Annotated in this window: 19 protein-coding genes and 3 pseudogenes; 16 read left to right on the top strand and 6 right to left on the bottom strand. The window is 66.5% G+C overall.

What is annotated here, in order from left to right:
• The 3 genes and pseudogenes from C7389_RS25610 to C7389_RS24115 all read left to right on the top strand — a co-directional run.
• Positions 1–448: pseudogene (locus C7389_RS25610) on the top strand (transposase); the annotation flags it as partial.
• 348 nt (positions 449–796) lie between these two features.
• Positions 797–1060: a hypothetical protein gene (locus tag C7389_RS24120; protein WP_133595217.1), complete on the top strand. Its 264-nt coding sequence runs from the start codon at positions 797–799 to the stop codon at positions 1058–1060.
• Positions 1061–1207: 147 nt separating this feature from the next.
• A complete protein-coding gene (locus C7389_RS24115) occupies positions 1208–2170 on the top strand; it encodes a hypothetical protein (protein WP_133595216.1) in 963 nt (320 codons plus the stop codon).
• A 279-nt stretch (positions 2171–2449) separates the two neighbouring features.
• Here C7389_RS24115 and C7389_RS24110 read toward each other — a convergent pair.
• A pseudogene (locus C7389_RS24110) lies at positions 2450–3055 on the bottom strand (IS110 family RNA-guided transposase); the annotation flags it as partial.
• An 816-nt stretch (positions 3056–3871) separates the two neighbouring features.
• Between C7389_RS24110 and C7389_RS24105 the strand changes: the two are divergent.
• The 8 genes from C7389_RS24105 (at position 3872) to C7389_RS24070 (ending at position 12704) form a co-directional block, all read left to right on the top strand.
• Positions 3872–4741, top strand: a complete 870-nt coding sequence (locus C7389_RS24105; RefSeq protein WP_133595215.1) for a branched-chain amino acid ABC transporter permease — start codon at positions 3872–3874, stop codon at positions 4739–4741.
• The gene (locus C7389_RS24100; RefSeq protein ID WP_211168559.1) at positions 4738–5742 is read left to right on the top strand and encodes a branched-chain amino acid ABC transporter permease; all 1005 of its coding nucleotides are present in this window, start codon (positions 4738–4740) and stop codon (positions 5740–5742) included. The genes C7389_RS24105 and C7389_RS24100 overlap by 4 nt, the downstream gene beginning before the upstream one ends.
• The gene (locus C7389_RS25815; RefSeq protein WP_211168560.1) at positions 5739–7352 is read left to right on the top strand and encodes an ATP-binding cassette domain-containing protein; all 1614 of its coding nucleotides are present in this window, start codon (positions 5739–5741) and stop codon (positions 7350–7352) included. The genes C7389_RS24100 and C7389_RS25815 overlap by 4 nt, the downstream gene beginning before the upstream one ends.
• On the top strand, positions 7349–8554 hold the full coding sequence (locus C7389_RS24090; RefSeq protein WP_133595214.1) for an oxamate carbamoyltransferase subunit AllG family protein: 1206 nt from the start codon (positions 7349–7351) through the stop codon (positions 8552–8554). Before C7389_RS25815 ends, C7389_RS24090 begins: the two co-directional genes overlap by 4 nt.
• A 24-nt stretch (positions 8555–8578) precedes the next feature.
• Positions 8579–9736, top strand: coding sequence for an ABC transporter substrate-binding protein (locus C7389_RS24085; protein WP_133595213.1), 1158 nt, complete (start codon positions 8579–8581; stop codon positions 9734–9736).
• Positions 9737–9776: 40 nt separating this feature from the next.
• Entirely contained in the window at positions 9777–10556 is a 780-nt protein-coding gene (locus C7389_RS24080; RefSeq protein WP_133595212.1) for a class II aldolase/adducin family protein, read from the top strand.
• Positions 10557–10650: 94 nt separating this feature from the next.
• The gene (locus C7389_RS24075; protein WP_133595211.1) at positions 10651–12027 is read left to right on the top strand and encodes an aromatic ring-hydroxylating dioxygenase subunit alpha; all 1377 of its coding nucleotides are present in this window, start codon (positions 10651–10653) and stop codon (positions 12025–12027) included.
• Positions 12028–12086: 59 nt separating this feature from the next.
• Positions 12087–12704 carry a hypothetical protein gene (locus C7389_RS24070; RefSeq protein WP_133595210.1) on the top strand — a complete coding sequence of 206 codons (618 nt, stop codon included), beginning with the start codon at positions 12087–12089 and terminating at the stop codon, positions 12702–12704.
• Positions 12705–12732: 28 nt separating this feature from the next.
• Here C7389_RS24070 and C7389_RS24065 read toward each other — a convergent pair whose 3' ends face one another.
• A complete protein-coding gene (locus tag C7389_RS24065; RefSeq protein WP_211168561.1) occupies positions 12733–13701 on the bottom strand; it encodes a LysR family transcriptional regulator in 969 nt (322 codons plus the stop codon).
• On the opposite strand from C7389_RS24065, the gene C7389_RS24060 reads away from it, so the two are divergent.
• The 3 genes from C7389_RS24060 to C7389_RS24050 all read left to right on the top strand — a co-directional run bounded on the left by C7389_RS24060 (position 13695) and on the right by C7389_RS24050 (position 17059).
• On the top strand, positions 13695–14660 hold the full coding sequence (locus tag C7389_RS24060) for a zinc-binding dehydrogenase (RefSeq protein ID WP_133595209.1): 966 nt from the start codon (positions 13695–13697) through the stop codon (positions 14658–14660). The genes C7389_RS24065 and C7389_RS24060 overlap by 7 nt on opposite strands.
• A 207-nt stretch (positions 14661–14867) precedes the next feature.
• Positions 14868–16094, top strand: coding sequence for an amidase (locus tag C7389_RS24055; RefSeq protein WP_133595208.1), 1227 nt, complete (start codon positions 14868–14870; stop codon positions 16092–16094).
• 11 nt (positions 16095–16105) lie between these two features.
• Complete coding sequence (locus C7389_RS24050; protein WP_133595207.1) at positions 16106–17059, top strand: PDR/VanB family oxidoreductase; 954 nt, start codon at positions 16106–16108, stop codon at positions 17057–17059.
• A 422-nt stretch (positions 17060–17481) separates the two neighbouring features.
• Here C7389_RS24050 and C7389_RS24045 read toward each other — a convergent pair whose 3' ends face one another.
• The 3 genes from C7389_RS24045 to C7389_RS24035 all read right to left on the bottom strand — a co-directional run bounded on the left by C7389_RS24045 (position 17482) and on the right by C7389_RS24035 (position 20251).
• The gene (locus tag C7389_RS24045) at positions 17482–18264 is read right to left on the bottom strand and encodes an EcsC family protein (RefSeq protein ID WP_133595206.1); all 783 of its coding nucleotides are present in this window, start codon (positions 18262–18264) and stop codon (positions 17482–17484) included.
• Positions 18265–18446: 182 nt separating this feature from the next.
• Positions 18447–20018 carry a type VI immunity family protein gene (locus C7389_RS24040; protein ID WP_133595205.1) on the bottom strand — a complete coding sequence of 524 codons (1572 nt, stop codon included), beginning with the start codon at positions 20016–20018 and terminating at the stop codon, positions 18447–18449.
• Positions 20015–20251, bottom strand: coding sequence for a hypothetical protein (locus C7389_RS24035; protein ID WP_211168562.1), 237 nt, complete (start codon positions 20249–20251; stop codon positions 20015–20017). Before C7389_RS24035 ends, C7389_RS24040 begins: the two co-directional genes overlap by 4 nt.
• Positions 20252–20446: 195 nt before the next feature.
• On the opposite strand from C7389_RS24035, the gene C7389_RS24030 reads away from it, so the two are divergent.
• Positions 20447–21571, top strand: coding sequence for an ISAs1 family transposase (locus C7389_RS24030; protein WP_133595203.1), 1125 nt, complete (start codon positions 20447–20449; stop codon positions 21569–21571).
• Positions 21572–21727: 156 nt separating this feature from the next.
• Positions 21728–22546 (top strand): annotated as a pseudogene (locus C7389_RS24025) (IS5 family transposase).
• Between the two features lie 4 nt (positions 22547–22550).
• Here the strand turns inward: C7389_RS24025 and C7389_RS24020 are convergent.
• A complete protein-coding gene (locus C7389_RS24020) occupies positions 22551–24179 on the bottom strand; it encodes a type VI lipase adapter Tla3 domain-containing protein (protein ID WP_162851831.1) in 1629 nt (542 codons plus the stop codon).
• Positions 24180–24990: the final 811 nt, after the last annotated feature.

The raw sequence follows: 24990 nt of genomic DNA, 5'->3' as shown, positions 1-24990 counted from the left end.
TTGGGCGGGCCCGACGCGGTGCTTGAGTATCTGGGCCGCTACACCCACCGGGTCGCGATCTCGAACGAGCGCATCGTCGGCATTGAAGGCGAGCATCTTGCCTTCCGCGTGCGCGCCGAGGCCGGCAGCGGCAAGAAGCGCACGGTGCGTCTGCCCGGCGTCGAATTCATCGGCCGCTTCCTGTTGCACGTGCTACCGGCCGGCTTCAAACGCATCCGCCACTACGGGCTGCTCTCGCCCGCGCAAGCGATCCGGCCTGGCGGCCGCACGGGCCGCGCTCGAGGTAGCGGCTCCGTCAGCCGCCCTCGTGGAGTCGGTCGCCGATTTCGTGCGCCGGGCGGCGGGGATGGAGCACGCGTGCTGCCCCTGCTGCGGGCGCGGACCGATGCGCTTGGTGGCGGTCCTCGCGCCGGCGCCGCGGGCCCTTCACCAGCGCGGACCGCCATGACCGCAGCCACCGACAATGCGACTGCCGGGCGCGCCAGCGTGCGCCTGCGGCGACGCTCGCCCTGCGTCCGGGGCGACACGCCGGGCCGGTCTCAGCATTGCCCCCGCCGCCCGATCGTGGCCCCTGCTGGAGGTGGGGTTGCCCACTTCGCATGCTGGAAAGCACGCTCGCTTCATGCAGATGGATTGACGACGCAGCTTCGCCGCTTACAATCCCCCTAGCATCCGCCGTCGCGGCGGTTCAGTCCAACGAGGTTTATCCGCCGCCATGCCGCCTTGCCTTCCTCCCACGTCGCCGCTGCGGCGGATAAGCGCTATTCGTTAGACCTCTTCAAAAATGCACCCAGCCATGTCCACAGTCTTCCTTGCCGTAACAACAGATGGCCTGAAGAACGCGCTTCAACTAGCAGCTTCGACTGGAAGCCCCATCTGGTGCGGCTCTGACGCTATTTCCGAAGCGGATTTCGAGCAACTTGCCGGGCGGTCGGTTACACGCTTTATTTATCCATTAGCAGGCGAACCTGCCGAGGTAATCAACGACGCCATCGCCACCATGGAAGAGCACCATCCAGGCGCAACCATATGGATCGAAGCAGCAAAGGGTGAGCCGTGAGCACTTTCAACGCTGCAGCACTGGTCACCAGCCTAACCAGTTGGTCAAGCCGACGCCCACAAGCTGCGCTTGCGGGTGCCCTCCGTGCTTCGCACTCCGGCGCGGCTTACCGCAAGCGTTAGATTGCACGGAACGCACGAGAGTCACATGTCTTCCTTCCCATCGCGAGCGGTTGAAGTTTGGAAATCGTCCTCAGCGCAGACGATTTCTCCAATTCAAGGAGCCTTCTCGTTCGAAGTACTCCAAACAGTGATGGTCCCGCAGACTCTGCAGTTCCTGGCTGAATGTGCCATGGGCCCTGCGCAGGAATTCGGGCCGATCGCATCGGCTTTCATACAGGGAATGCGCTACGCTGATCCCACTAAGCCCGGGCTCCTGTTCTGGAGATCGTTCCAGAACGCAGACGAACTGTTCGCGTTCGACCCCGAGAGTCTTTCTGAAGCGATTCGGCAGTTGGAACTGCACACCGATATAAACCTCACCTTCGGGCGTGTCAGCTATCTCGCCGATGTGGGGCGCGGTCCAGAGCTCCCGCTTTGGATCCTCTCGCGCCTACCTTTCGCGCGAGGAGTTGCATTCGAAATCGAGGAGCGCGGCGCCGCAAGAGGATCGTTGGAGGGCGGGGACTTTCAACTCTCTGACAAGGCCCGAGTGGCGCAGCAGCACTACTCGACCGGGATGTCTCTCCTTGCGGGGGAAGACTCCGTTTCAGGGCTGGTCGATGCCGCGTTCATGCAGTTCTACCTCGCGACTGAGGCGGTGCTGGAGCGGCATGAAAGAGGAGAGGCGCTGCAGCAAGGCCCCCTGCTGTTCGGAGCCGAGTTCGACGAGAACCTTCGGAAGATCGTGTCGCACGTCTACATCGCTCGGCACCGCTTCTTCGGGCATGCTCACCCCAAGTACCTTAAGGGGTTGCTCGACACCGACACTGCATTTGATATCGGGAAGCAGACTCTCGTGGCGCGATGGTGCGCAAGACGCCTCCTCGAACTAGAGCTGAAGAGACCTTTGCTCAAACGAGAGATGAGGCTGTATCCGGGACCTCGACAGTCAGTGGCCTTCTTTGGCGACGCTGCCTCACTCCAATCCGAGTTTGCGTTGCCGCAATGACGGTGCAATCTAACAGGTCGTATATGGACTCCCCCGTAAATCAAGACAGATCGTGCTTTTGACTTCCCGGGATGAATCACCTGCAGTCGTATATCCGGCATCTGTGGTGGGTTCTGAATGATCCGTGCCGACATGGAATCTGCCCGCGAAGCGCCAATCGGTACAAGCGGCTGCTGGAGAGCCGGAAGAGTTATCGGCGTTCTGTCGCGTGGGTGTGACCCGGTTTGCCATGATGAGCGATCCGTTTCGGCGCAAGGGTGAGGCGTAAGAGTGAATCGATCAGGCGGCGATGGCGAAGGCGGTGCGTTCGAGCTTCTTATCCGGACGAGGCTGCGGATTGCCGTAGGCAGCGTGGTCGCGCAGCACGACGTAGCAGACGCGGGCGAGCTTGTTGGCTAGTGCGCAGGTGGCCTTGTTGTGATTGCTGCGGCGCTGCACCTCGGTCGCCCAGGTACGCAGGCCGTCCAGCGGGCGGCTCGCGTCGCGGGCCAGCGCCGCGGCCCTCAGCACCGCGCGGGCGCCATGGGTGAGCAGCATCCTCAAATAGCGATCCCCCCGTTTCGAGATGCGGCCGAGCTTGCGGGTGCTGCCCGAGGAATATTCCTTCGGCGTCAGCCCGAACCAACTTGCGAAATGGCGGGCATCCTTGAAGTGGGTCACGTCGCCGCCAGTGGCGGCCACCATCGCCGTTGCGGTCAAGAGACCTATGCCCGGCACCGACAGCAGGTGTGTGCATGCCGGACTGTGCCGCGCCAGCGCGGTGAGTTCGCGCTCCAGTTGCGCGCTGCGCTGTTCGAGCTGGCGGGTTTCGTCGATGAGCAGACGCATCGATTCGCGAATGAGCGTGGGCACCGACGAGTCCGCTTCTTCTCGTCGAAAGCCAGCGAGGCGAAGGTTGTCTGCTTTATGGCGACTGCGCGATTTATAACCTCAGTCGGGTACAGGCTCTGAATAGAGCAGAGCTTCCTTAGGTTTTCTTCTCTCTCCCTCGCCCCGCTCTGTACCCCGGCCCTGGCTCTCAGGGTGCTCCGGCGGGCAAGCGATGCTTCGTTTGTTCACCGGAGCATCTGCTAGGGGAAAGAGGAGAACCAGCGATGGAGTCGGCTCTCGCCCCCGGCATCAAGCCCTCCGCGCGCTATCTCCCTAGGCCGAAAGCAGCAGCTGACTGGCTCCACTTACACCCAATCAGGGCAGAAAAAGAGGCGAATTCCGGGCTCTCTCATTCACGCCTCTTTCCCGTGCGCATACTTCCGGGCTGACTCCATTCTTTTTCATGCAATAGGCGAAATGGAAATGGCGCCACACGGAAAGCGCCATTGCAGCGCGGCATTCGGAAATCCACTTCGCAAGCATTGATTTGCCTGGGGGCTTGCACTGTAACGATCCCAAAACCGTGCGCAGATGCACCAATGGCGCGCCTTTGCACCGGGTTTGTGCTGCTAAAGAAAAACTGAATCCGACGTCCGCGCTTCTGAATTGCCGGTCAATTTCTCATTCCCTAGAGTGGATTCGTACCCCGAAGGCCATGCCCGGAAAGAGCGCTGGAATTGCTTGCCGAAAACCTGATTCGCGCCGGATTCGGTCCGCTACGAATAGGTGCAAGGCAGGAAATGAAAAGGCGCCGATAAAACCGGGCGGCAATAAGAATTCGGGGACGTTCCGTTCCAACGGCAGAGCCTTATTCATGCGGAGGAAATCGCATTGACCGAATTTGCCCAATATCTCATTTCGGGTCTGGTCGTCGGCTGTATATACGGCCTGATCGCCACCGGCTTCACCGCCGTCTATAACGCCACCCATATCGTCAATTTCGCCCAGGGCGAGTCTTCCATGCTGGCCGCGTTGTGCGCGGCCAGTCTGGTGCTTGCCGGGGCGCCGCTGTTGCTGGCGATCGCGGTGGCGGTTGTGGTGGTGGGGCTGGTGAACATTCTGGTGGAGCGGCTGGCGATACGCCGCAGCGGCACCGACGTGACCCGCGGCATCATCATCACCATAGGCGTCGGCATCGTGCTGCAGGGGCTGGCGGCGCTGGTGTGGGGGACGGACGCGCAGCCGCTGCCGGCCTTCTCCGGGCCGGGCTCCATCTCCGCCTACGGCGTGGTGGTGCCGCGCCAGGCGCTGTGGGTGCTGGGCACCACCGCGGTGGTGATGGCGCTGCTCTATCTCTTCCTCACCCGCAGCTTCCTCGGCAAGGCTTTCCGCGCCTGTGCGATGAATGGCCAGGCGGCGGCACTGATGGGCATTCCCACCGGGCTGATGCGCAGCATCGGCTTCCTGCTCTCCGGCACGGTGGGGGCGGTGGCGGGGGTGATCATCGCGCCCATCGCGCTGATGCAGTACGACAGCGGCGTCGCCCTCGGCATCAAGGGCTTCGTCGCCTGCATCATCGGCGGCTTCGGCAACCCGATAGGCGCGGCGCTGGGCGGGCTGCTGCTGGGGGCGACCGAGACGCTGGCGGCCGGCTACATCAGCTCCGGCTTCAAGAACGCCATCGCCTACGTGCTGCTGCTGCTCTTCCTGCTGGTACGGCCGGGCGGCCTGCTGGGCGAATTCGGAGCGGCGAAGCGATGAGCCAGAGCGCGATGAAAAAGCAGGCGCTGAGCCGCTTCCTGATCCTCGCCGCGGTGCTGGCGCTGGCGGCCTTCTCCAACAATCCCTACGTCATCAACCTGCTGGTGGTGTGCGGTTTGTATGCGCTGCCGGCGATCGGGCTGTCGCTGCTGATGGGCTACACCGGCCAGATTTCGCTGGGGCAGAGCGCCTTCGTCGGCGTCGGCGCCTACGGTTCGGTGCTGCTCGCCCAGCATCTGCAGCTGGACCCCTGGTACAGCCTGGCGCTGGCGACCGCGCTGTCGGCCTTCACCGCCTGGAGCCTGGGCTGGCTGGTGTTCCGGCTGAAGGGCCACCACCTGGCGATGGCGACGCTGGCGATCGCGCTCATCCTGCACACGGTGCTGGTGGAGTGGCGCTCGGTGACCGGCGGGCCGGACGGCATCAGCGCCATCGACCCCATCTCCATCGCCGGCTACGCGCTGCTGGACGATCTCCACTTCCTGCCGCTGGCCTGGCTGGTGTGCTACGCCGGCCTCTGCCTGGCGGACTACCTGGTGCGCTCGCCCTTCGGCCTGGCGATGCGCACGGTGAGCGAGAACGAGGCGGTGGCGCGTTCGCTGGGCATCGACGCTGCCCAGGTGAAGCGCAAGGTGATGGCCCTGAGCGGCGCCTACGCCGGCCTCGGCGGCGCGCTCTATGCGCACTGGATCGGCTATATCAGCCCGGAGCCGTTCAGCGTCGCCTTCTCGATCAAGCTGCTGCTCATCGTTGCGCTGGGCGGGGTGTCCGGGGTGTGGAACGTGCTGTTCGGCGTCTTCATCGTCGTCATCGTCAGCGAGTGGTTGAAGCCGCTGGGCCGGCTGGACGTGGTGATCTACGGCCTGCTGCTGATCGTGGTGATGATCTATTGCCGCCAGGGCGCGGTGGCTGCGCTCGCCGGCCTGTACCGGAAGCTGCCGCAGCGGCTGCGCCCCGGCGCCCGCGCCGGCCTCAAGCTGCAGGGGAGGACTTCCGCATGAATACCGCAAGCACGAACACCCCGGTCACGATGCTCGAGGTGGAAGGCGTCTCGGTGCGCTTCGGCGGCCTGCAGGCGCTGTCCGAAGTCGGCTTCGACATCCGCCAGGGCGAAATCCTCGGCCTGATCGGGCCCAACGGCGCCGGCAAGTCCACGCTGCTCAACGTCATCTCCGGCTTCGTCCGGCCGGATCGCGGCAGCGTGCATTTCGACGGCGAGCTGCTCACCGGCCGACCGCCGGAATCCGTCAATCGCGCCGGCCTGGTGCGCACCTTCCAGGCTGCCGAGGTGCTGGCCGGGATGACGGTGGTGGAGAACGTGATGGCCGCCGGCGTCGCCCGCCTGGGCGAGGGCGTGGCCGGCGGGCTGGCGCGCTTCGTCCGCGCCGGCCAGTCCATGGCGGCGCTCTACCGCATGGCCTGCGACAAGCTGGATCTGGTCGGGCTGGCGGCGCTGGCCAACCAGCCGGCGCAGATGCTCACCGCCGGCCAGCAGCGCCTGCTGGCGGCGGCGCGGGCGCTGGGCACCGAGGCGCGGCTGCTGATCCTGGACGAGCCGGCCGCCGGCCTCACCAACGACGAGAAGATGATGCTCGCCGCCGCCATCCGCCGCATCCGCGCTTCCGGCGTCACCGTGATGTTCGTCGAGCACGACCTCGCCTTCGTCAGCAGCCTGGCCGAGCGCCTGGTGGTGCTGGACCACGGCACGGTGATCGCCAAGGGCGAGACCCGCAAGGTGAGCCGCGATCCGCAGGTGCTGGCGGCCTACCTGGGCGAGACCGACCTGGTGGTGGCGCGCGGCCGCGGCGGTGTGAGCGCCACCGCCGCGCCGCTGCTGAAGCTGGAGCGGGCGGTGGTGCGCTACGGCGCGCTGCAGGCGCTGGGCGGCATAGACCTGGAAGTGCGCGCCGGCGAAATCGTGACCCTGATCGGTGCCAACGGCGCCGGCAAATCTTCCACGCTGAAGGCCATCTCCGGCCTGTGCAAGCTCTCCGCCGGCGCCATCACGTTCGATGGCAAGCCGCTGCACGGCCTCGCCGCCGAGCGCCGCATCGCCGCCGGCATCGCGCTGGCGCCGGAAGGCCGCCAGCTGTTCCCGATGCTGACGGTGCGCGACAACCTCATGATCGGGCGCTTCTCCCACATCCGCGCCGCCGGCTTCGGCAACCTGTTCCGGCCGGGCGCGGCGGCGGCGCGCGAAGTGGAGGCGGCGATGCGGGAGGTGCTGGATTTCTTCCCCCGCCTGGCCGAGCGCATCGACCAGCAGGCCGGCACCCTGTCCGGCGGCGAGGGCCAGATGGTCGCCATCGGCCGCGCGCTGATGAGCCGGCCCAAGCTGCTGATGCTGGACGAGCCGTCTTTCGGCCTGGCGCCGCGCGTCACCCGCGAAATCCTGGAACTGCTGCCGCGGCTGGCCGAGCGCGGCATCGCCGTGCTGCTGGTGGAGCAGAACGCGCATGCGGCGCTGCAGGTGGCCGACCGCGGCTATGTGCTGGCCAACGGCGCCATCGTCGCCCACGGCAGCGGCGAGGAATTGCTGCAGTCCTCCCACGTTGGCGAGGCCTACCTCGGCTGGCAGCATGAGGACGAGGGCACGGAGGTGGCGGCATGAGCGCGGGCGGAATCACCAGCGACATGCCGGCCGCCGACCGCAGCGCGCTGGAACGCCTGCTGGCGGTGGAGCCGGTGCTCGCCGGCCTGCGCCGTGGCAGCGAGTTGATGGACTGGCCCGCTCGCACGCTGCTGCATGCCGGCCCCGCCTTCCGCGGCGCGCCTTCGCGGCCGGTGGCGCATTCGGCGGCACAGGCGGCGCTGTTCGAAGGCTGGGTGGCCACGCTGGAAGAGGGCCTGGTCGCCATCGCCGCCGGCGACATCCACCTGAGGCCGGCGCAGGACCACGGCTGCGTCACCCCGCTGGCGGCGGTGATCTCGCCCAGCCAGTGGCTGCAGGAGGTGCATGACGCCAATGGCCTGGGCCGGACCTGCCACGCGCCGCTGAACGGCGGCGTGCAGCATGCGCTGCGGCTGGGCATGGCCGCGCCGGAGGTGCTGGCGCTGCTGCGCTGGCAGAACGGCGCCTTCGCCGCCGGGCTGGCGCCCGGCTATGCCAGCGGCAAGAACATCAGGCTGCTGGAGATCGCCGACCTCGCGCTGGAAGCGGGTGACGACTGCCACGGCCAGACCCAGGCCGGCAGCCGCGAGCTGGTCGCCCGCCTGCGGGCCGCCGGCGCGGCGGTGGATGGGGAGGGCGAGTCCTTCCTCGCCGCCTCGCCCGGCTTCTTCCTCAGCACCTGGATGGCGGCGGCGGGCTGCATGCTGAGCGCCGCCGAGGGCGTGGCCGGCAGCGCGCTGGTGACGGCGATAGGCGGCAACGGCATCGACTTCGGCCTGCGCCTGGCTGGCGCGCCGCAGGCCTGGACCACCACTACCGCCACCCCGCCCATCGGCCGTCTGCAGGCGGGCTGGCCGGCGGAAGCCTGCCTGCCCGCCATCGGCGACAGCGCGGTGGTGGATGCGCTCGGCCTGGGCGCGCTGTGCATGCATCACTCGCCGGCGCAGACCGCCAACCTCGCCGAGTTCATGCGTGCGCCCTCGGCGGCGCTGGGCGAGGCCCTGCTGGGCGGCCTGCATCCGCGGCTGGCGCGGCGCGCGGTGCGCGTCGGCTTGTCTGCCCGCCGGGTGGCGGAGCGCGGCCTCGCGCTGCCGGTCGCCCTCGGCATCCTCGATTCGAATGGCATCGCCGGCCGCGTCGGCGGCGGCATCTGGCATGTCCCACCCGAGTTGTTCAAAACAGCCTTGACCACCCTTCCCTGACGGGACCCAACAGAAGAGGAAATCATGATCGATTGGAAGAAATCGCTGGCCACGCTCGTCCTCTGTGCAGCAGGCACGGGCGCCGCAATCGCGCAGGAGCCGATCAAGCTCGGTGGCCTGCTGGAAACCTCCGGCTTCATCGCCTCCCTCGGCCAGCCGGCGCTGGAAGGCGCCCAGCTGGCGGTGGAGCAGGTGAATGCCGCCGGCGGCATCAACGGCCGCAAGGTGGAACTGGTGAACCTCAACACCGAGAGCGACAACACCAAGACGGTGTCGGCGCTGCGCCGCCTGATCTCGCAGGAGAAGGTGGTGGGCATCGTCGGCCCCAGCAGCAGCGGCTCCAACTTCGCCATCGTCGACGCGGTGGAGCGCGCCAAGGTGCCGATGATAGGCATAGGCGCCACCCGCGGCATCGTGCTGCCGCCGGAGCAGCGCCGCTACAGCTTCCTCGCGCCGCTCACCGACGTGGTGGTGGAAACGGTGATGCTGGAGGACATGCGCGCCCGCGGCATCACCAGGATCGCCATGCTGCATTCGGACGTCGCCTTCGGCACCAGCGCCCGCGACACCCTGCTGCAGCTGGCCGGCAAGCACGGCATCACCGTGGTCAGCACCGAGGTCTTCGGCAACGCGGATACCGACATGACGCCGCAGCTCACCAAGATCCGCGGCACCGAGGCCCAGGCGGTGGTCATCTGGGCCACCGGGCCGGGGCTGGCCATCTCCACCAAGAACTACCGCGCGCTCGGCCTCAAGCAGCCGCTCTACCTCACCCACGCCGCCAACGACTTCAACTACCTGCGCCTGGCCGGCGAGGCCGCCAACGGCGCGCTGCTGCCCTCGTCCAAGATCTACGTCACCGCCGAGCTGCCGGCCGGCGATGCGCAGAAGCCGGTGCTGGAGCAGTTCGTGAAGGCCTATGAGGCCAAATACGGCAAGCAGCCGGCCACCTTCGCCGGCAATGGCTACGACGCCGCCATGCTGCTGATGAACGCGGTGCGCAAGGCCGGCGACCAGCCGGGCGCGGTGCGGGATGCGCTGGAGCAGGTGAACAACTACGTCGGCGTCACCGCGGTGTATGCCTACGGCCCGGAAGACCACTTCGGCACCAAGCCGGAGAGCGTGCAGATGCTGGTGGTGGACGAGGGCAAGTTCAAGCTCGCGCCCAAGGCGGCGAACTGAGCGCCGGCCCGCGATAGCCACGAGCCAGGAGCGCGCAAGCATGAACGCGAACCCCTTCCGCTTCGGCCCGGTGCCGGCCGCGGACGATGACGAACTCATCGCCACGCTCGCCCCGCGCGCGCAGCTCAAGGCGCGGCTGGCCGCCGCCTTCCGCCTGCTCCACCAGCTCGGCATGAGCCAGGGCGTGGCCGGCCACCTGTCGGCGCGCGACCCGGAGCACGAGGACCGCTTCTGGGTGAATCCCTTCGGCGTGGGCTACGGCGAGCTGCGCGCCAGCCTGCTGTCGCTGGTGACGCTGGAGGGTGTGGTGCTGGAAGGCGGGCCGATCAACGCCGCAGCCTTCGCCATCCACGCCGCGGTGCATCGTGCCCGGCCGGACGTGGCCTGCGTCGCCCACGGCCACCCGGAGCACGCCACCGCCTGGTGCGCGCTGGGCCGGCCGCTGGACCCGATCAACCAGGACGTGTGCGCCCTCTATGGCGACCATGCGGTGTTCGAGGAAGACAGCGGCCTGGTGCTGGGGCTGGAGGAAGGTGCCCGCATCGCCGCCGCGCTCGGCGGGCAGAAGGCGCTGCTGCTGCGCAACCACGGCCCGCTCAGCGTCGGCCGCAGCGTGGAGGAGGCGCTGTGGTGGTTCGTGCTCATCGAGCGTTCCGCCCGCATCCAGCTGCTGGCCGAAGCCGCCGGCCGCGTTCACACACTGCCGCCGGAACAGGCGCGCAGCATCGCCCGCGGCATCGGCACGCCGGCCTTCGGCGCCTTCCAGGGCCGGCCGCTGCTGCGGCAGGTGCTGCGCAGCCAGCCCGAGGTGGCCAGCTAGCCCCTGCGCGAGCCACGCCACCCCTATCGATTCATTCCGCATTCCCGCCGGGCGGCATGCCGGCGGCCGCGGACTGCAAGGAGAAACAGAGCAGATGGACAAGAAGACCATACTCATCAAACCCTATTCGGCCTACGAGCGGCAGCCGACGCCGCCGGAAAACGCCGACCTCACCCATGTGGAGAAGGGCAGCCCGCTGGGTGAATACCTGCGCCGCTTCTGGCAGCCGGTGGCGCTGTCGGCGGAACTGGGCGAGCTGCCGAAGGCGGTGCGCATGTTCGGCGAGGACCTGGTGCTGTTCCGCACCAAGTCCGGCACGCCCGGCCTGCTGGAGAAGCACTGCAGCCACCGCGGCACCTCGCTGGAGTTCGGCATCTGCGAAGACGAAGGCCTGCGCTGCTGCTACCACGGCTGGCTGTTTGGCGTGGATGGCCGCATCCTCGAAACCCCGGGCGATCCGCCGGAATCCCGCCTGCGCCACAGCGTCTGCCACGGCGCCTACCCGGTGATCGAATACCGCGGCCTCATCTTCGGCTACTTCGGCCCGGCGGAGCACAAGCCGGAATTCCCGCTCTACGACACCTACGAGCTCAGCGACGACCGCCTCGTCCCCTACTGCGTCACCTATCCCTGCAACTGGCTGCAGGTGCACGAGAACGTGATGGACCCGGCGCATGCGGTGTTCCTGCACACCCGCATCAGCTTCACCCACTTCGCCGAAGCCTGGGGCGAGCTGCCGGAGATGGACTTCGTGCCCACGCCCACCGGCATGATCTACGTCACCGCGCGGCGCTGGAAGGACAAGGTGTGGGTGCGCTCCAACGACATCATCCTGCCCAACCTCGCCCAGGTCGGCCACATCTGGGAAGACGGCCAGACCGACAAGGCCTTCAACCGGGTGGCGATCACGCGCTGGACCACGCCGATCGACAACCACACCTGCCGCATCATCGGCTGGCGCCATTTCCACCCGGACATGGACCCGCGCGGCATTGCCGACGAATCTCGCTGCGGCGTCGAGTCCATCGACTTCTTCGGCCAGGACGGCGAGCGCGGCTACGAAGACCGCCAGCGCATGCCGGGCGATTTCGACGCCCAGGTCAGCCAGCGTTCCATCGCCATCCACGAGCTGGAAAACCTCACCCGCTGCGACCGCGGCATCGCCATGCTGCGCCAGCTGATCAAGCGCGAAACGCGCAAGGTCGCCCAGGGCGAAGCGCCCTCGCTGTCGCCGCTGCGCAGTAACGCGCTGACGCCCACCTACTGCCACGACACCGTGGTGTCCATCCCCGAGTCCGGGGACGACGACAAGGCGCTGGTGCGCGAAATCGGCCGGGCCATCACCGACATCGTGGTGCGCGGCGACTACCAGGAGGCGGACGACCGCGCTCGTCAGATCCGCCAGCGCATCCGCGAGCTCGCCGCGAGGCACGGCGCCGAAACGGCGGACGCCGCGGAAGAAGCCAAGTAGGCGTGCCGCAGACGCGCCCCCGGCCCCCACACAGAGACAGACAGAAAGGACATCAAGCGATGAGCAATCCCGTGCATCCCGGCAAGGTCGCCTGGACCGGCGACAACCCCGGCATCTACCTCAAGAACGATCCGGACGGCGAGTGGACCAGCCTCGCCACCTATTTCAAGATCAACTACTCCCCCTACGGCATGGGCAAGGGCGTGCTGCTGCTGGAAAAGCCACAGATGGCCGCCAGCCTGCCGGAGGCCTGCAACGTCTGCCTCACCGACAACGAGCCGCTGGCGCGCTACCTGATGGCGGGGTTCTTCTCCCGCTTCAATTCCTTCCGCGTCTCCGCCGGCACGCCGGCGGTGAGCTACCTGCCGCTGCTGGAAGCGCGTTCGGTGGGCGACACCCGGCGCAAGTACCAGGAAATCCTGCGCGCCGACGGCGTGGAAGTGGTGCTCACCTGGGATGCGCTGGGCGAGCCCTATGCGGTGGACATGCCGGCGGAGAAGGGGCCGACGCAGAAGCACGAGATGTACAGCCTGTTCATCGACGCCGCCGAAGCCAGCATCCAGATCAACGGCCGCCGGCTGCCCGGCCAGGTCACCACACGCAACTTCGACGGCGGCAAGAAAAGCTCCGCCTTCCTCGCCTTCTCGGAGTCGTGGATGGAGATGCCGGCGGGATGAGCGCCGCGGCCGGGGAAGGGCGCCGGCCTCAGTCCGCCTGCATCGGCAGCTCATCCACGATGGCCGACAGGCACTCGACGATGGCCGCCGCCACCCGCGGGTAGTGGTAGCGGTAGGAGTAGGCGACCACGATGGAAGGCTGGCGCACCATGGCCTGGAAGGGCCGCGACACCACCCGGCCCAGGCCGGGAACCATGTAGGGCGGACAGAAGTTGAGCAGCGAGAAACCATGCCCGGCGGCCACCAGCCCCAGCAGCATGCTAAAGGAATGCACCGTCTCGGTGATGCGCGGCAGCACGCCGTGGGAGCTGAAGGCGGTCAGCATGTATTCGCGGGTGCGCGGCAGGTCCAGCAGGATGAAGGGCTCGGTGGTGAGGTCGGCCGGCGACAGGCTGGCGTTGGCCGCCAGCGCATGGCTGGCCGGCAGCACCGCCTGCAGCGGCGCGTCGCGCAGCGTCACCGACTGGATGCCGGAGGGAATCTCGAAGTCGTACAGCACCGCCAGATCCAGCGTGCCGGTGCGCAGGGATTCGATCAGGTACTCGTGGTGGCCCTCCGCCCAGGTCAGCCGGGCGCGCGGCAGCTTGCCCTTCACCTCGCGCAGCAGCGCCGGGATCACCAGCGGCGCGAAGGTAGTCAGGCAGCCCACCCGCACCTGCCCACTCAGCGCGTGGCGGTCCAGCGCGCCGACGGAGACCATCTCGCGCGCGTTCTGCAGGATGCCGCGGCACTGCACCGCGAAGGCACTGCCTTCCTCGGTGAGGATCACGCCGCGGGCATGGCGGCGGCGGAACAGCGCCACGCCCAGCGTCGCCTCCAGGTGGGCGATGGCGGCGGATACCGCCGGCGCCGACACATGCAGCGCCGCCGCCGCCTGCTGCACCGACTGGTATTGCGCGGCGGCGAGGAAATAGGAGAGCTGCCGCAGGGAGAAGTCAGGCGCGCGCAGCGCGTTGTCGCCGCTGCGGGTGTTGAGGTCCTGAACATTGGATGTCACGGCGGCTCCGGGTCGGGATGTTCTGCGGATGTTCCGCAGGGTGTTCTGAACAGGCCCCAATTCCGCAAAGGGCAATTGAGCGCGCTGATATTCCGCATTGCGCGGACGGCTTCTGTGGCCGCCAATCAAGTTACAGACGGAGTGCCGTTTTGACAATCGGTATTGGCCATGATGAGAGAACGATTTCCCGCGCCGGCCGCCTGGGGGTGAATCGGGTGGAATTGGAAGCGGACTTGCTCGGCGAATTGCTGGCGGTGGATGGCCGGCCGCATTGGCCGCTATTGGGCAGGGTATTGCGCAATGGGCCGGAAAGCGATTGGGTGCCGGGGCAATTGCTCGCCTGCAATATCGACCATCAGGTCCGCCGCGGCGAAATCATCGATGTGGACGCCCGCCGGGTATTGGCGGTGCCGGCCGGGATGGAGGCGGATTCCGCATTGCAGATGCCCCTGCGCTGGCCGCTGCTGCATGCCGCGCTGTGCGGCGGATTGCGCCTGCAAGCCGGTGAAAGCCTGCTGGTGCACCAGGGCGACGGCGAACTGGGCCTGAGCGCCATCCGCCTCGCCGTGTCGCTGGATTGCAGCGTGATGGCGGTATGCGCGGACCGCGCCGGCATTGCCCGCGCGCTGGCCGCAGGCGCCGCCGAAACCGCCCGCTACGGCGACGACTGGCCGACGCTGCTGCGCGAACACGGCGCGGTGGACGCGGTACTGGATTTCAGTGGCGGCGCCTGCCTCCAGGCCTCGCTGCCCTGTGCGAAACGCGGCGCCCGGCTGGGCGCGCTGGACCTCTGCGGAGCGCGCCCGCCAATTGCAATGGCATGGCCGGCGTTCTGGCAACGGCAGGCCAGCCTGGCGAGCCTGGATTGGTCACCAATGCGGCAATGGCATATCGCGGAAATTGCGCGGGAAGCCTTCATGCGGATTCATGACGGCGAATTCAATTCAGGAAAGGATTAATGGAATCCGATTGGAATCAGATTCGAATCAAGTTGAAGAAGTGGAACTGAATGAGAGGGAGGCGGAAAAATGAATACAGTGTCTGGAAACGGAATTGATGGCCGAATTGCGGCACCGCCGGCTGACAGTGAAACGGCGGCATATTCCCATGCCGATCCCGCGCCGCTCACCGCGGTCGCCATCCGGCGCGGACTGCAGTCGGGCGAGATGAGCATGGAGGCGGTGCTCGCGCATTTCCTGGGCCGCATCGAGGAACACGAGGGCGCGGTGCAGGCGTGGCGGGAATTCGACCCGGCGCTGGCCCGCGTCAACGCGCTGCGGCAGTGGCAGGCGCATCCGCAGGGCCTGCTGGGCGGCGTGCCGCTGGCGGTGAAGGACATCATCGCCACCCAGGATTACCCCACACGCTATGGCTCGGAGATCTACCGCGAGGGCGTGCGCGGCGGCGACGCCGACTGTGTGGCGCGGCTGCGTGCTGCTGGCGCGGCGGTGTTCGGCAAGACGGTGACCACCGAGTTCGCCTACTTCTCCCCCGGCCCCACCGCCAATCCGCATGACCCGCGCCGCACGCCCGGGGGCTCCTCCAGCGGCTCGGCGGCGGCGGTGGCCGCCGGCATGGTGCCGCTGGCCCTGGGCTCGCAGACCGCCGGTTCGCTGATCCGGCCGGCGGCCTACTGCGGCGTGTTCGCGCTCAAGCCCGGCTTCGGCCTCCACTCGCTGGCCGGCATCAAGCCGATGGCGCCCTCGCTGGACACCCTGGGCTGGCTGGCCAACGACGCCGACGACCTGGAACTGATGCGCGCTGCGCTGCTGGGCATCGCCTACCAGCCACTGCCGCGGCTGGACGCCGGCGCACTGCGCCTGGGCGTGTGCCGCGGCCACGAGTGGCTGCAGATGGAGCCGGCGGGCGCCACCGCCTTCGAGGCCGCGGTGAGCCGCATCGCCATTGCCGCGATGGTGAGCGAGCGCCCGCTGCCAGATGAACTGGCCGGCCTGTCGGCGGCGCAGAAAACGGTGCAGGCCTACGAGGCGGCACGTTCTTTCGCTACCGATTGGGAGCAAGGACGAGCGCGGATGAGCCCCAGCCTGCGCGCCCTGATCGAAGCCGGCCAGGCCTGCGCCGAGGTGGACTACCGCGCCGCGCTCGACCTCGGCCGCTGCGGTGCCGCCGCCTTCGAAGGCATCGCCGAGGATGTGGATGCGCTGTTGGTGCCGGCCGCGCCGGGCGAGGCGCCACCGGGACTGGCGGCGACCGGCGACCCGGTGTTCAGCCGGGTGTGGACCCTGCTCGGCCTGCCCTGTGTGAACGTGCCCGGCCAGCGCGGCCCGCAGGGCATGCCGCTGGGCATGCAACTGGTCGGCCGGCCGGGCAGCGAGCGCCGGCTGCTGGCCATCGCCCGCCATCTGCAGCCGCTGCTGGCGGAACTGGGCTGAGGAGAGAGGACATGAATTCCGCGATGGAATTGACGGTTATCGAAGTAGCCCGCATCGCCGAGGATGTCATGCGGCTACGGCTGGTGCCGGCGGACGGTACCGCCTGCGCTGCCTTCGTCCCCGGCGCCCACCTGCGGCTGCAGATTCCGCCGCCGGCCGGGCAGGGCGAGCCGCTGTACCGCCGCTACTCGCTGACCGGCGACGGCGATCCGGCAGTCTGCTACGAGATCGCGGTGCTGCGGGTGGAAGGCGGCGCCGGCTCCGGCTGGATACACCAGCTCGTGCCCGGCGACCGGCTGCGCGCCACGGTGGACAACGCCTTTCCGCTGCAGCCGGCGGCGGGCGGCCATCTGCTGATCGCCGGCGGCATCGGCATCACTCCCATGCTGGGCATGGCGCGGCGGCTGCGCCGCGAGGGGCTGCCCTTCGAACTGCACTACGGCGGCAGCCACCCGCGGCGCATGGCTTTCCGCGACGAGGTGGCGGCGCTGGGCGGCCGCCTCTACCACCGCGACGCCGGCTCGCTGCGGCTGGCGCTGGCGGACATCCTGGCGCGGCCGCAGCCGGGGCGGGAGGTCTACGTCTGCGGCCCGGCGGCGCTGATCGGCGCGGTAGTGGAGCAGGCCGCCGGAGCCGGCTGGCCGCAGGGCAGCGTGCATTTCGAGCTGTTCGACGGCAGCTTGGCGCAGGCGGGCGACACCGCCTTCGAGGTGGAGGTGCGCAGCAGCGGCCAGCGCATCCCGGTGCGCGCCGACCAGAGCCTGCTGGGCGCGCTGCTGGATGCCGGCGTGGAGCCGCTGTACGACTGCAAGCGCGGCGAATGCGGCATGTGCCTGGTCGGCGTGCTGGAAGGGGAGCCGGATCACCGAGACCACTACCTGTCGGCGGCGGAAGCCGGGCGCCAGAACAGCCTCTGCGTCTGCGTGTCGCGCTCGCGCAGTGCGTTGCTGGTGCTGGATTTGTAGGGGGAGGGAGTGCGGTGATGGAAGGATGTGCTGCTGGCCTGGGCATGGAGCCTGCGACTTCGCCTCGGGCGATCCCCAGGCGAGTGGGCTCCGCGCAGGCAGGCCTTCGAGCGCTTCAGAGCCGGCTGCCACATTTGGCTAGAGGCGCGCACCTTCTCTATTGAATGGGAAATTGAATACCCGATAGCCGTTCGGACCAAGCCCTTTGGCATGCTCAGGACAGGTTTGTCGCAGCCCGCGCAATGGAAGATCTTTCGACAGATCCGCCCGCCTTGAGCAAAGCCCAAGGGTCCAGGGCAAGCGGCCTCTCCTCAGCGGATCAATGCGCGCGGCACGGGCTGGCCGGACCTGCGCTCCGGATTGCCCTTCGACTTCGCCAGAGCGAGCGGTGTCACCCGCTTGATTGAAGGCGAGGCCCGCGTTCAGCCCGCGGCCAGATAGGCTGCCTTCACCACGTCCGCGCCGTATTTCCGCTCCAGCCGGCGCAGGGTGAAGTGGCCCTCGCTCATGGCCTGGAAGTGCTGCATGAAGAGCAGGTTCACCGTGGCGCCGGCGGCGGCGCCCAGGCCGGGGATGAGCATGCTGGCGGCCTTCTGGGTGAGCTGGATCTTGTAGCGGGTGGCGACCATGGTGAGCAGCCGCACCAGCGCCGGCGCGCCGTGCTGGCCGAGGCCGTTGGCGGCGACGTGGCGGGTGGCTTCGCCGATGGCGGTGGCGAGCGCGGCGCGCACCGCGTAGTAGCCGGATTCGGCGGCATCGTCGGCGCCGCCGGGGCCGCCGAGGGCGAACACCTCCAGCGCGGCGAGGCGGGTTTCCGGGCTGGCGATGTCCTCGCCATGGGCGCGGGCGATGTCGAGGATGGCGCGCATGATGAGCACGGTGGACACCGGAATCTCCACCGTCAGCCCCGGCAGGCCGAAGGCGCCGCCACCGGCGCCGCTGAGGGAGCCGAGCACCTTGTGCAGCCGCGGGCTGGCCTCCTGCTGCCCCTTGCCCAGCGTGCCGGCGGCGGTGCTCATCGCCCGGCTCAGCGCCTCATGGGCGACGCCGCCCAGCTTCTCCCGCCAACTGGCCGGCAGCCTGGCCATGCCTTTTTCCAGCGGACTGCCAAGGTGGTTGCTGAGCCGCACCGCCAGCCCAGGGTTTTCCAGCTTGCGGCGGGCGGCGGCGAGGGTTTGGAGATCGGCGGCGGTGAGGGCGGGCATGGTTGGCTGAATGGCTGACTGAGCGAGTCGGAATGCCGCTTGGAGCGCCGCGGGCGGGCTTCGGTTCGTGCCGGAGGCCTGTCTATCCGTTCAGCGAGCTCAATTGAGGATGGCTAGCTGTGAAGGTTCAACAGCTTGTTTCGACAGAGCCAGGACGTTTGGTGCGCATGTGTGTTTCCATCTCACGGCGCCTTCACCAGGAACCAGGTGACATCCCGCCCCTGAACCTGGGGCAGGGGGGCGTCATGCGGGAAAGCATGCGGACCAACGGGAATGTCCTCGCAGTGCCAGAGGCCTGGATAGGGGCAGGGCTGTCCGCTCACTGCGCGTAGGCCGGGTGGCGGCTGTTCGGCCCATTGCCATTGCACCGGCAGCTTGTCGACCAGGGGGAGCGGCTCGCCTTCAGCGACGCGGCAGCGCACTTTCGATTCACCCACCTGCAGCCACAGACCCGCGCGCGGCGCAGGGCGAGTACTTGGGGCGACGGTGTTGGCGTTCCGCTCTACCTCTATCGGCTCGCGCTGGTCGACGTCCCACTGCCACAAGGTGTGGCCATGCGTCTTTTCCGTACTGAAGGCGGGCAGTGTTTCGCCCTCCTCGAAGCGTTGCCGGGCGCCATACTTTGCCGCAGTGAGCCACCATCCGGTGCGCGGGCACGGCTCACCCCCGCGGGCATGCGTGGCCTGTGGCGCCGCGCGTGGAGCATCAGGGATGAGCCCGCGCTGCTCGGGCGTGGGCCAGTCGCCATCGTCGTCAAAACGCGCCAGCCAGCGCTGGCTGTCGGCCAGGGTGAAGCGTTCGTTGGGGTCTCCGTCCCACTGGCCAAAGCCGAGCAAGTCCAGCTTGGGGTGGCGCAGCGGGCGCAGGAGACGGTTCAGTAATGCTGGCAGTTCCGGTACGCCGTTCTCGACCGGATAAAGTTCGGGTTGGGGGCCCAGTTCTATCCACTGCCCGCAGTGGAGCTCATCGACCCGGATCCGCGGGTCCAGAAGCGCCTGCCGGACAGCTTCGCGTTCTAATGACAGCTTCTCGCGCCAGAGATCGGACAGGAAGAAGCCCCAGGTGGGAGGGCGTAGGCCTGAGGGTAGGTTTGGAACGAGGTGAGTCCCGTATGGATAGTCCGTATCCAATCCGTAGAAATGAGGCGTGAGTGCTCTATCCCATACGGTAACCTCAGAGCGGGTACCAAATTCCAGTGGGTTGGCCATGGCGAAGCCGCTATATACCTGCTCGGGCCTAAGGCGTTCGATGGTGTCCAGCACGAAGAGCCGCCAGGCCTCCTTGTTGTCCATCCACCACTGCCAGCGGTAGTGGAGTTGAATATAGGAGTAGCAGCCTTTCGCATATTCCAGATAGCTGTCTCGCCAGAAATATCCGGCAGTTGTGGGTGAGGAGCGGTAGTTCTTTTCGTCGGTGAAATTGAACGCAAAGGTCTTGTCCAATCGCGTCTTTCTCGCCCACTCCCGCAGATCGCCCAACCGCTTGGAACCATAAGGGTGCGGTCGCTCAGAGTCCGGGTGAGTGGCAACTTTGTAGGGATAGTCCAGCAGGCGTTCGAAGGCCTCGTGCACTTCGATCATCGCCAGCGAGGTCTGCAAGTAGTGTTCGGGTTCGTAGGTGAAGTAGAAGGACAGAAACGGCATCACTGCCAGCTCATATTCTCCATTGTCATGGGCTACGCTGGGCCATTTCTTCAGGTCCTCCACCATGCCGGCGACCTCTCCGTCATGCATTTCCTTCTCGGTTGTGCTCATCGGTTTCTCCTTCCTCCTGAATGTCCGGCTTCTTTTTTGGGATCAGTTTCTGGCCGGTACTCGGTGCAATCTTCCGGGACCCTGAGCAACGCTAATTTTTGATTGTCCTGGCCCATGAGCTTCGCATAATCACCCAACTGCTTTGCCTTCACCCAATCCCCCGGGAATTTGATCTCCACCACTGCAAACACATTTGGCACATCAAAAGGCTGTTGCCGGTATTCCACGATCACTAGATCCGGCGCCAGGCAGCCCCGCGGACGCGGCCAGAATGGGAAGAGGTCATTGGTACGCTTGGGCTTAGTCGACAGGGCTACAGCACCCACATGACATAGCCGCATCCAGAATTGCGTTCACTGTCATGCCTTTACGAAGCCCCTGTTCACAGCCCTGGAAATTGTGTAGTTTCCTCGTCTTTTGGGGTTCCCATGAAGACGAGGGAGGTGATGCCGCTCACACAGGTGTTCGTCTCGATTTCCGACCCGCGCAGCGCCCGGCAGGTCAGGCACGACCTGTCCGAGCTGCTTACGGTGGCGGTGTGCGCGGTGCTGTGCAGCGCGGACAAGTTCTCCGACATCGAGGCGTGGGCCAAGGAGCGCCTCGACTGGCTGCGAGGCTTTCTCGTGCTTGAGCACGGCATCCCCTCGCACGACACGTTTGGGCGCGTGTTGGCGGCACTCAACCCGCGCGAGTTCGAAGCCGCCTTTCGGCGCTGGGTCGGTCAGCTGGTGCCTGCCCTGGGCCCAGGCGCGGTGGTGGCCATCGACGGCAAGACCAGCCGGCGCAGCACGACCAAGGCCGCGGCGACGCCCCTGCACCTGGTCAGCGCCTTCGCAGCCGACGTCGGCTTGGTGCTCGGTCAGACGGCGACCGCCGAGAAGTCCAATGAGATCACGGCGATTCCCGAGCTGCTGGCCACCCTGGCGCTGCAAGGCTGTGTCGTCACGATCGACGCCGTGGGCGCTCAGACCGGCATTGCGAAGGCGATTCGCGAGGGCGGCGCCGACTACGTGCTGTGCGTAAAGGATAACCATCCCAAGCTCGTCGAGTCCTTCCTGCTCGCTCAAGCGGGCGTGGGCGGCGCCCTGACGCCCAACTCCACGGTAGAAAGTCGTGAGGACGGTCACGGTCGAACGGAAGTGCGCCGCTGCTGGGCGTTCGACGCCGTGGACCGGCTCTACAAAGCCGAGCAGTGGCCCGATCTGAAGAGCTTCGCGATCGTCGAGCGCGAGCGAACCGTCGGCGCCAAGACCGGCTGTAAGCGCCGCTACTACATCAGTTCCCTGCCCGCCGACGCCGCCCGGATTGCGCATGCCGTACGCAGCCACTGGGAGGTCGAAAACCGGCTTCACTGGTGCCTCGGCGTCCAGTTCAACGAGGACCAATCCACCGTGCGCACCGGATTCACTGCCAACAATCTCGCCATCGTTCGCCACATTGTGATGAACCTGCTTCGCTTGAACACGTCGCGCAGGGGCAGTATCAAGACCAAGCGAATGCTCGCCGCCACCTCAGACGCGTTCCGTGCTGAATTGCTCGGATTCATGACATGAAGGTGCGATTGCCCTGGCGAAGTATCCTCCTTGGAAAGCACTGAGCCATTTCGACTGTGCTTAGCCATCCGCATTTCTTGAACGTTTGAATGAACCGCATCGGGTGGAAGTGATAGAGACTGTTCACTATCATTCCCGCGTCGTAGACTCCCGGGTATGAGAAAGAAATTCTCGAGCGATATCAGTCGAGTGTCTTTTGAGCAGATCCGTCCATTGCTGGAGAGCGTGCATAGGAGGACCAAGCCGCGGACAGTGGATTTGTACGAGGTGTTCCGTGACGTGCTTTACCTGCTCAAGAGCGGGTGCCAGTGGCGGATGCTGCCGAGTGACTTTCCAAAGCGGCGAACGGTGCATGCCTACTTCGCCAGATGGAGCGAGCCCGACCCGGATGGCGTGAGCGTCCAGGTGCGGGCTGTAAGAAAAGGGTTGGCGCGGTCCGTATCAAACAGAGCGCAAATCCACGACGTGCTTCTTGATCGTCGATCACGCAGAGCGTGAAGAACACTGATGACGCCCGGCACAAAGGCTACGACGCAGGGAAGAAGGTCTCGGACATCAAGCGCCACATCGTCGTCGATACCCTGGGGCTACCGCATGCGATCGCAGTCACCACGGCGAAGTCACAGATCGGAACGGAGCGCTGCTTGCATTGGGGCACACCGGGCACCGGAACTGAGCCGCGTCCAGGCGGTTCTGGCCGACTGTGGCTACGCCGGACAGCCGTTTGCCCAGGCCATCAAGCGCCTGCTCGGCGCTCAGGTACAGATTGCCAAGCGCAGCCAGTTGCATAGCTTTGCCGTCATGCTCCAGCGCTGGATCGTTGAGCGCTCTTTCGCCTGGATCGACACGTGCCGGCGGCTATGGAAGAACTGCGAGCGGAGCTTCAACACCAGCCTACAGTTCATCCATCTCGCCTTTCTTGGCCTGCTATTCAGAAGATGGCAAACAGGCTCTTACTTCCTGCTCACTATCTGATCTCTTACTTGAAATTATCTTCATCCGAGGCGATGCCTGGCGCACTGGAAATGAAGCTTTCCAGGATGTGCCGTTCCGCGGCGATGAGGTCTGGGTCACGATGAAACGGTGCATCGGGCTTGCCCTGGGTCTGGTACTCCTTTTCCAACCTCGCCAGCCAGGATTGAAACTCTGGCGAAGGCTCATCGGTTACTGCGGAGTGTTGTGGCCGCAGGGAAACGCCAAAGGGGTCATCGGCTGGTGGTTTGCCGGGGTTGGGTGAGCTGACGCCGATGAAGCTTGCGTTGTTGGCCTGGCGTAGCGGCACCACCAGGCTGCTGTCTGCGTTCAGGTAACTGGCCATGGTGGCCAAGGCGATGCCGACGAAGGGAGAGGCCGCGCCGATATCGCCCACTCGCAGGCTGAGGTCGTAGCTCTGCTGGGCATCAAGGATGTCGATGGGCTGTTGCGCGAGATGCAGGGCAGGGGCCAGCTGGGCTGTGCCGCCGGAGAGTCTGCCGGTGTCGAAAAATACCCGCGCTGGCGCGGAAGGCAGTCCAGCTGCTGCCTGGTCCCAGCCCATGGCAAGCGCTTTGTCGCGGGTGCTTCCCTTCAGTGCTGCCTTGCCCTGCGGAAGCGATACAGTCACAGGCCGGTGCAGTCGGGCGAGCACCTTGAGCCTGTCCCATTGGGCAAGACCACGCTGAGTGATGGGTTCCGGGAAGAAAGGGGTGGGCTGGAAGCGGCGGGGTGGAGTACGCGCCCAGCCTTTGAAGGCGGGGTCGATGGAGCCCGGCTCGGCTTTTGTGTAGCGGGCGAATTCACGCAGCCAGGCCAGACGCTCGGGGCGGGCCACGACAAGGGCCACGACTGCGTCGGTAGGCGTATCGGGCAGACGTGCTCCAGGGGGGCTGATGGAGTCGAGGCTGACATTTTTGCTGGACAGCGCTGCACGCATATTGAAACTGTCGAGAGCGTAGACCATCAGGGCGGGTAGATCCGGATGCTGCTCGAACAACTGGAAGAGGGTTTCTAGCAGTGCCTCCGGGTCGGTCTTGCAGATGACGCCATGGTCCAACTGGCGAATCCGGTGCCAGTGAAGACCGGCCGGGCCGAGTTCCCGACTAACCATCTTGGTGAGCGACTCCTCCATGTCTTGGGGGGGCACGCGTGGACGCTCCATCCGCGGATCGTAATCCCGGACCACGGTTACGGTCGGCAGGGGCCAGCGTTCCGGGAAGCCCTGCAGGGCTAGTTCCAGAGCATTGGATATTCGCTGCTCCCACGCCATGTCCATCCGCGTCCCATCGGTGGGGTAATCACGCGGGTCCAGGGGGAGAGCGGTGCCTAGCCGCAAAGCATCGGGTTGATCGGTGTCCTGTTTGCGCAACCGTGCCCAGGCTTGCCCTTGCCGGTAAACATCCAGACTCAGCCCGAGCCCGACGATGTCCAGGGTTTCCAGGCGGAGGGAAGGAGATAGGGGCCGCGCCGTGGTGCTTCCTATGGCGGACTTGGGCATGTCGGGCTGGAGTGCTGAAGGTAGGGGGCACGCCTGTGCCGCTAGCAGCGTGGGGGAGATGACCGGGGGCGCTTCAGCGATGGCTCCTGCGGGCCAGCACAGGAGCAATACGACAAAGCGGATGAGTTGATTCACATGCGTCTCCATGGGCCGGATTGCGGCAGCCGGTCGTTTTTGCGGCCATTCAAGGTTTGTCAGAAGACCGAGTTGGGGTAGTTGGCTGCTGGGGGCGGGCGGCAGGACCTTCCGCTGCTCGATGGGTTAGCCGGCAGGCTGCAAGATGTTGCTTCGGGAGCGCAGGAACGCTTGGGGCGCATGGGTGTTTCCATCTCCGCGGGACCCCTTGGAGAACGTCACTGCGCCTTCACCAGGAACCAGGTGACCTCTCGTCCCTGCACGGGCGGCAGGGGCATGCCGTGCTGGAAAGTGTGAGGGCCTGCCGGTGTGTCCTCGCAGTGCCAGAGGCCTGGGTAGGGGCAGGGCTGTCCGGTGACGGCCCGCATGCCTGGCGGCGGCTGTTCGGACCATGTCCAGGTGATGGTTTGCTCATCCAATGCAGGCAAAGGCTGCCCCTCCACCATCCGGCAGCGGATTTCCGGGTGGCCTGCCTGCAGCCAGAGGCCCGCACGCGGTGCAGGTTCGCCGCTGTCGACGACGCGAGCGGCTTCTATGGCGGGCCTCTCACCTTGGTCTAGGTCCCACTCCCACTGCGTTAGGCCGACGGTCGTGTCGCTGGGGATTTCTGGAAAGGGTTCGCCTTGCCGAAAGCGGCGGCGTGAGCCGTGCCTGGCCGAGCTTGTCCAGTAGCCCGCCTGCGGGCAGGCACTACCGGCCACCTGTGGGGGCGGCGGTGTCAGGCGACATCGTAAATTGACCCCCTAGCGACACGAGGAATTGCCCCCCTCGCTCGCAAGGAGGGCATCGTTGGAAACGAAGCACATTGAGG

The organism is Azoarcus indigens, assembly GCF_004361735.1.
Classification (GTDB): domain Bacteria; phylum Pseudomonadota; class Gammaproteobacteria; order Burkholderiales; family Rhodocyclaceae; genus Azoarcus; species Azoarcus indigens.
This window is presented reverse-complemented; position numbering and strand designations above follow the sequence as displayed.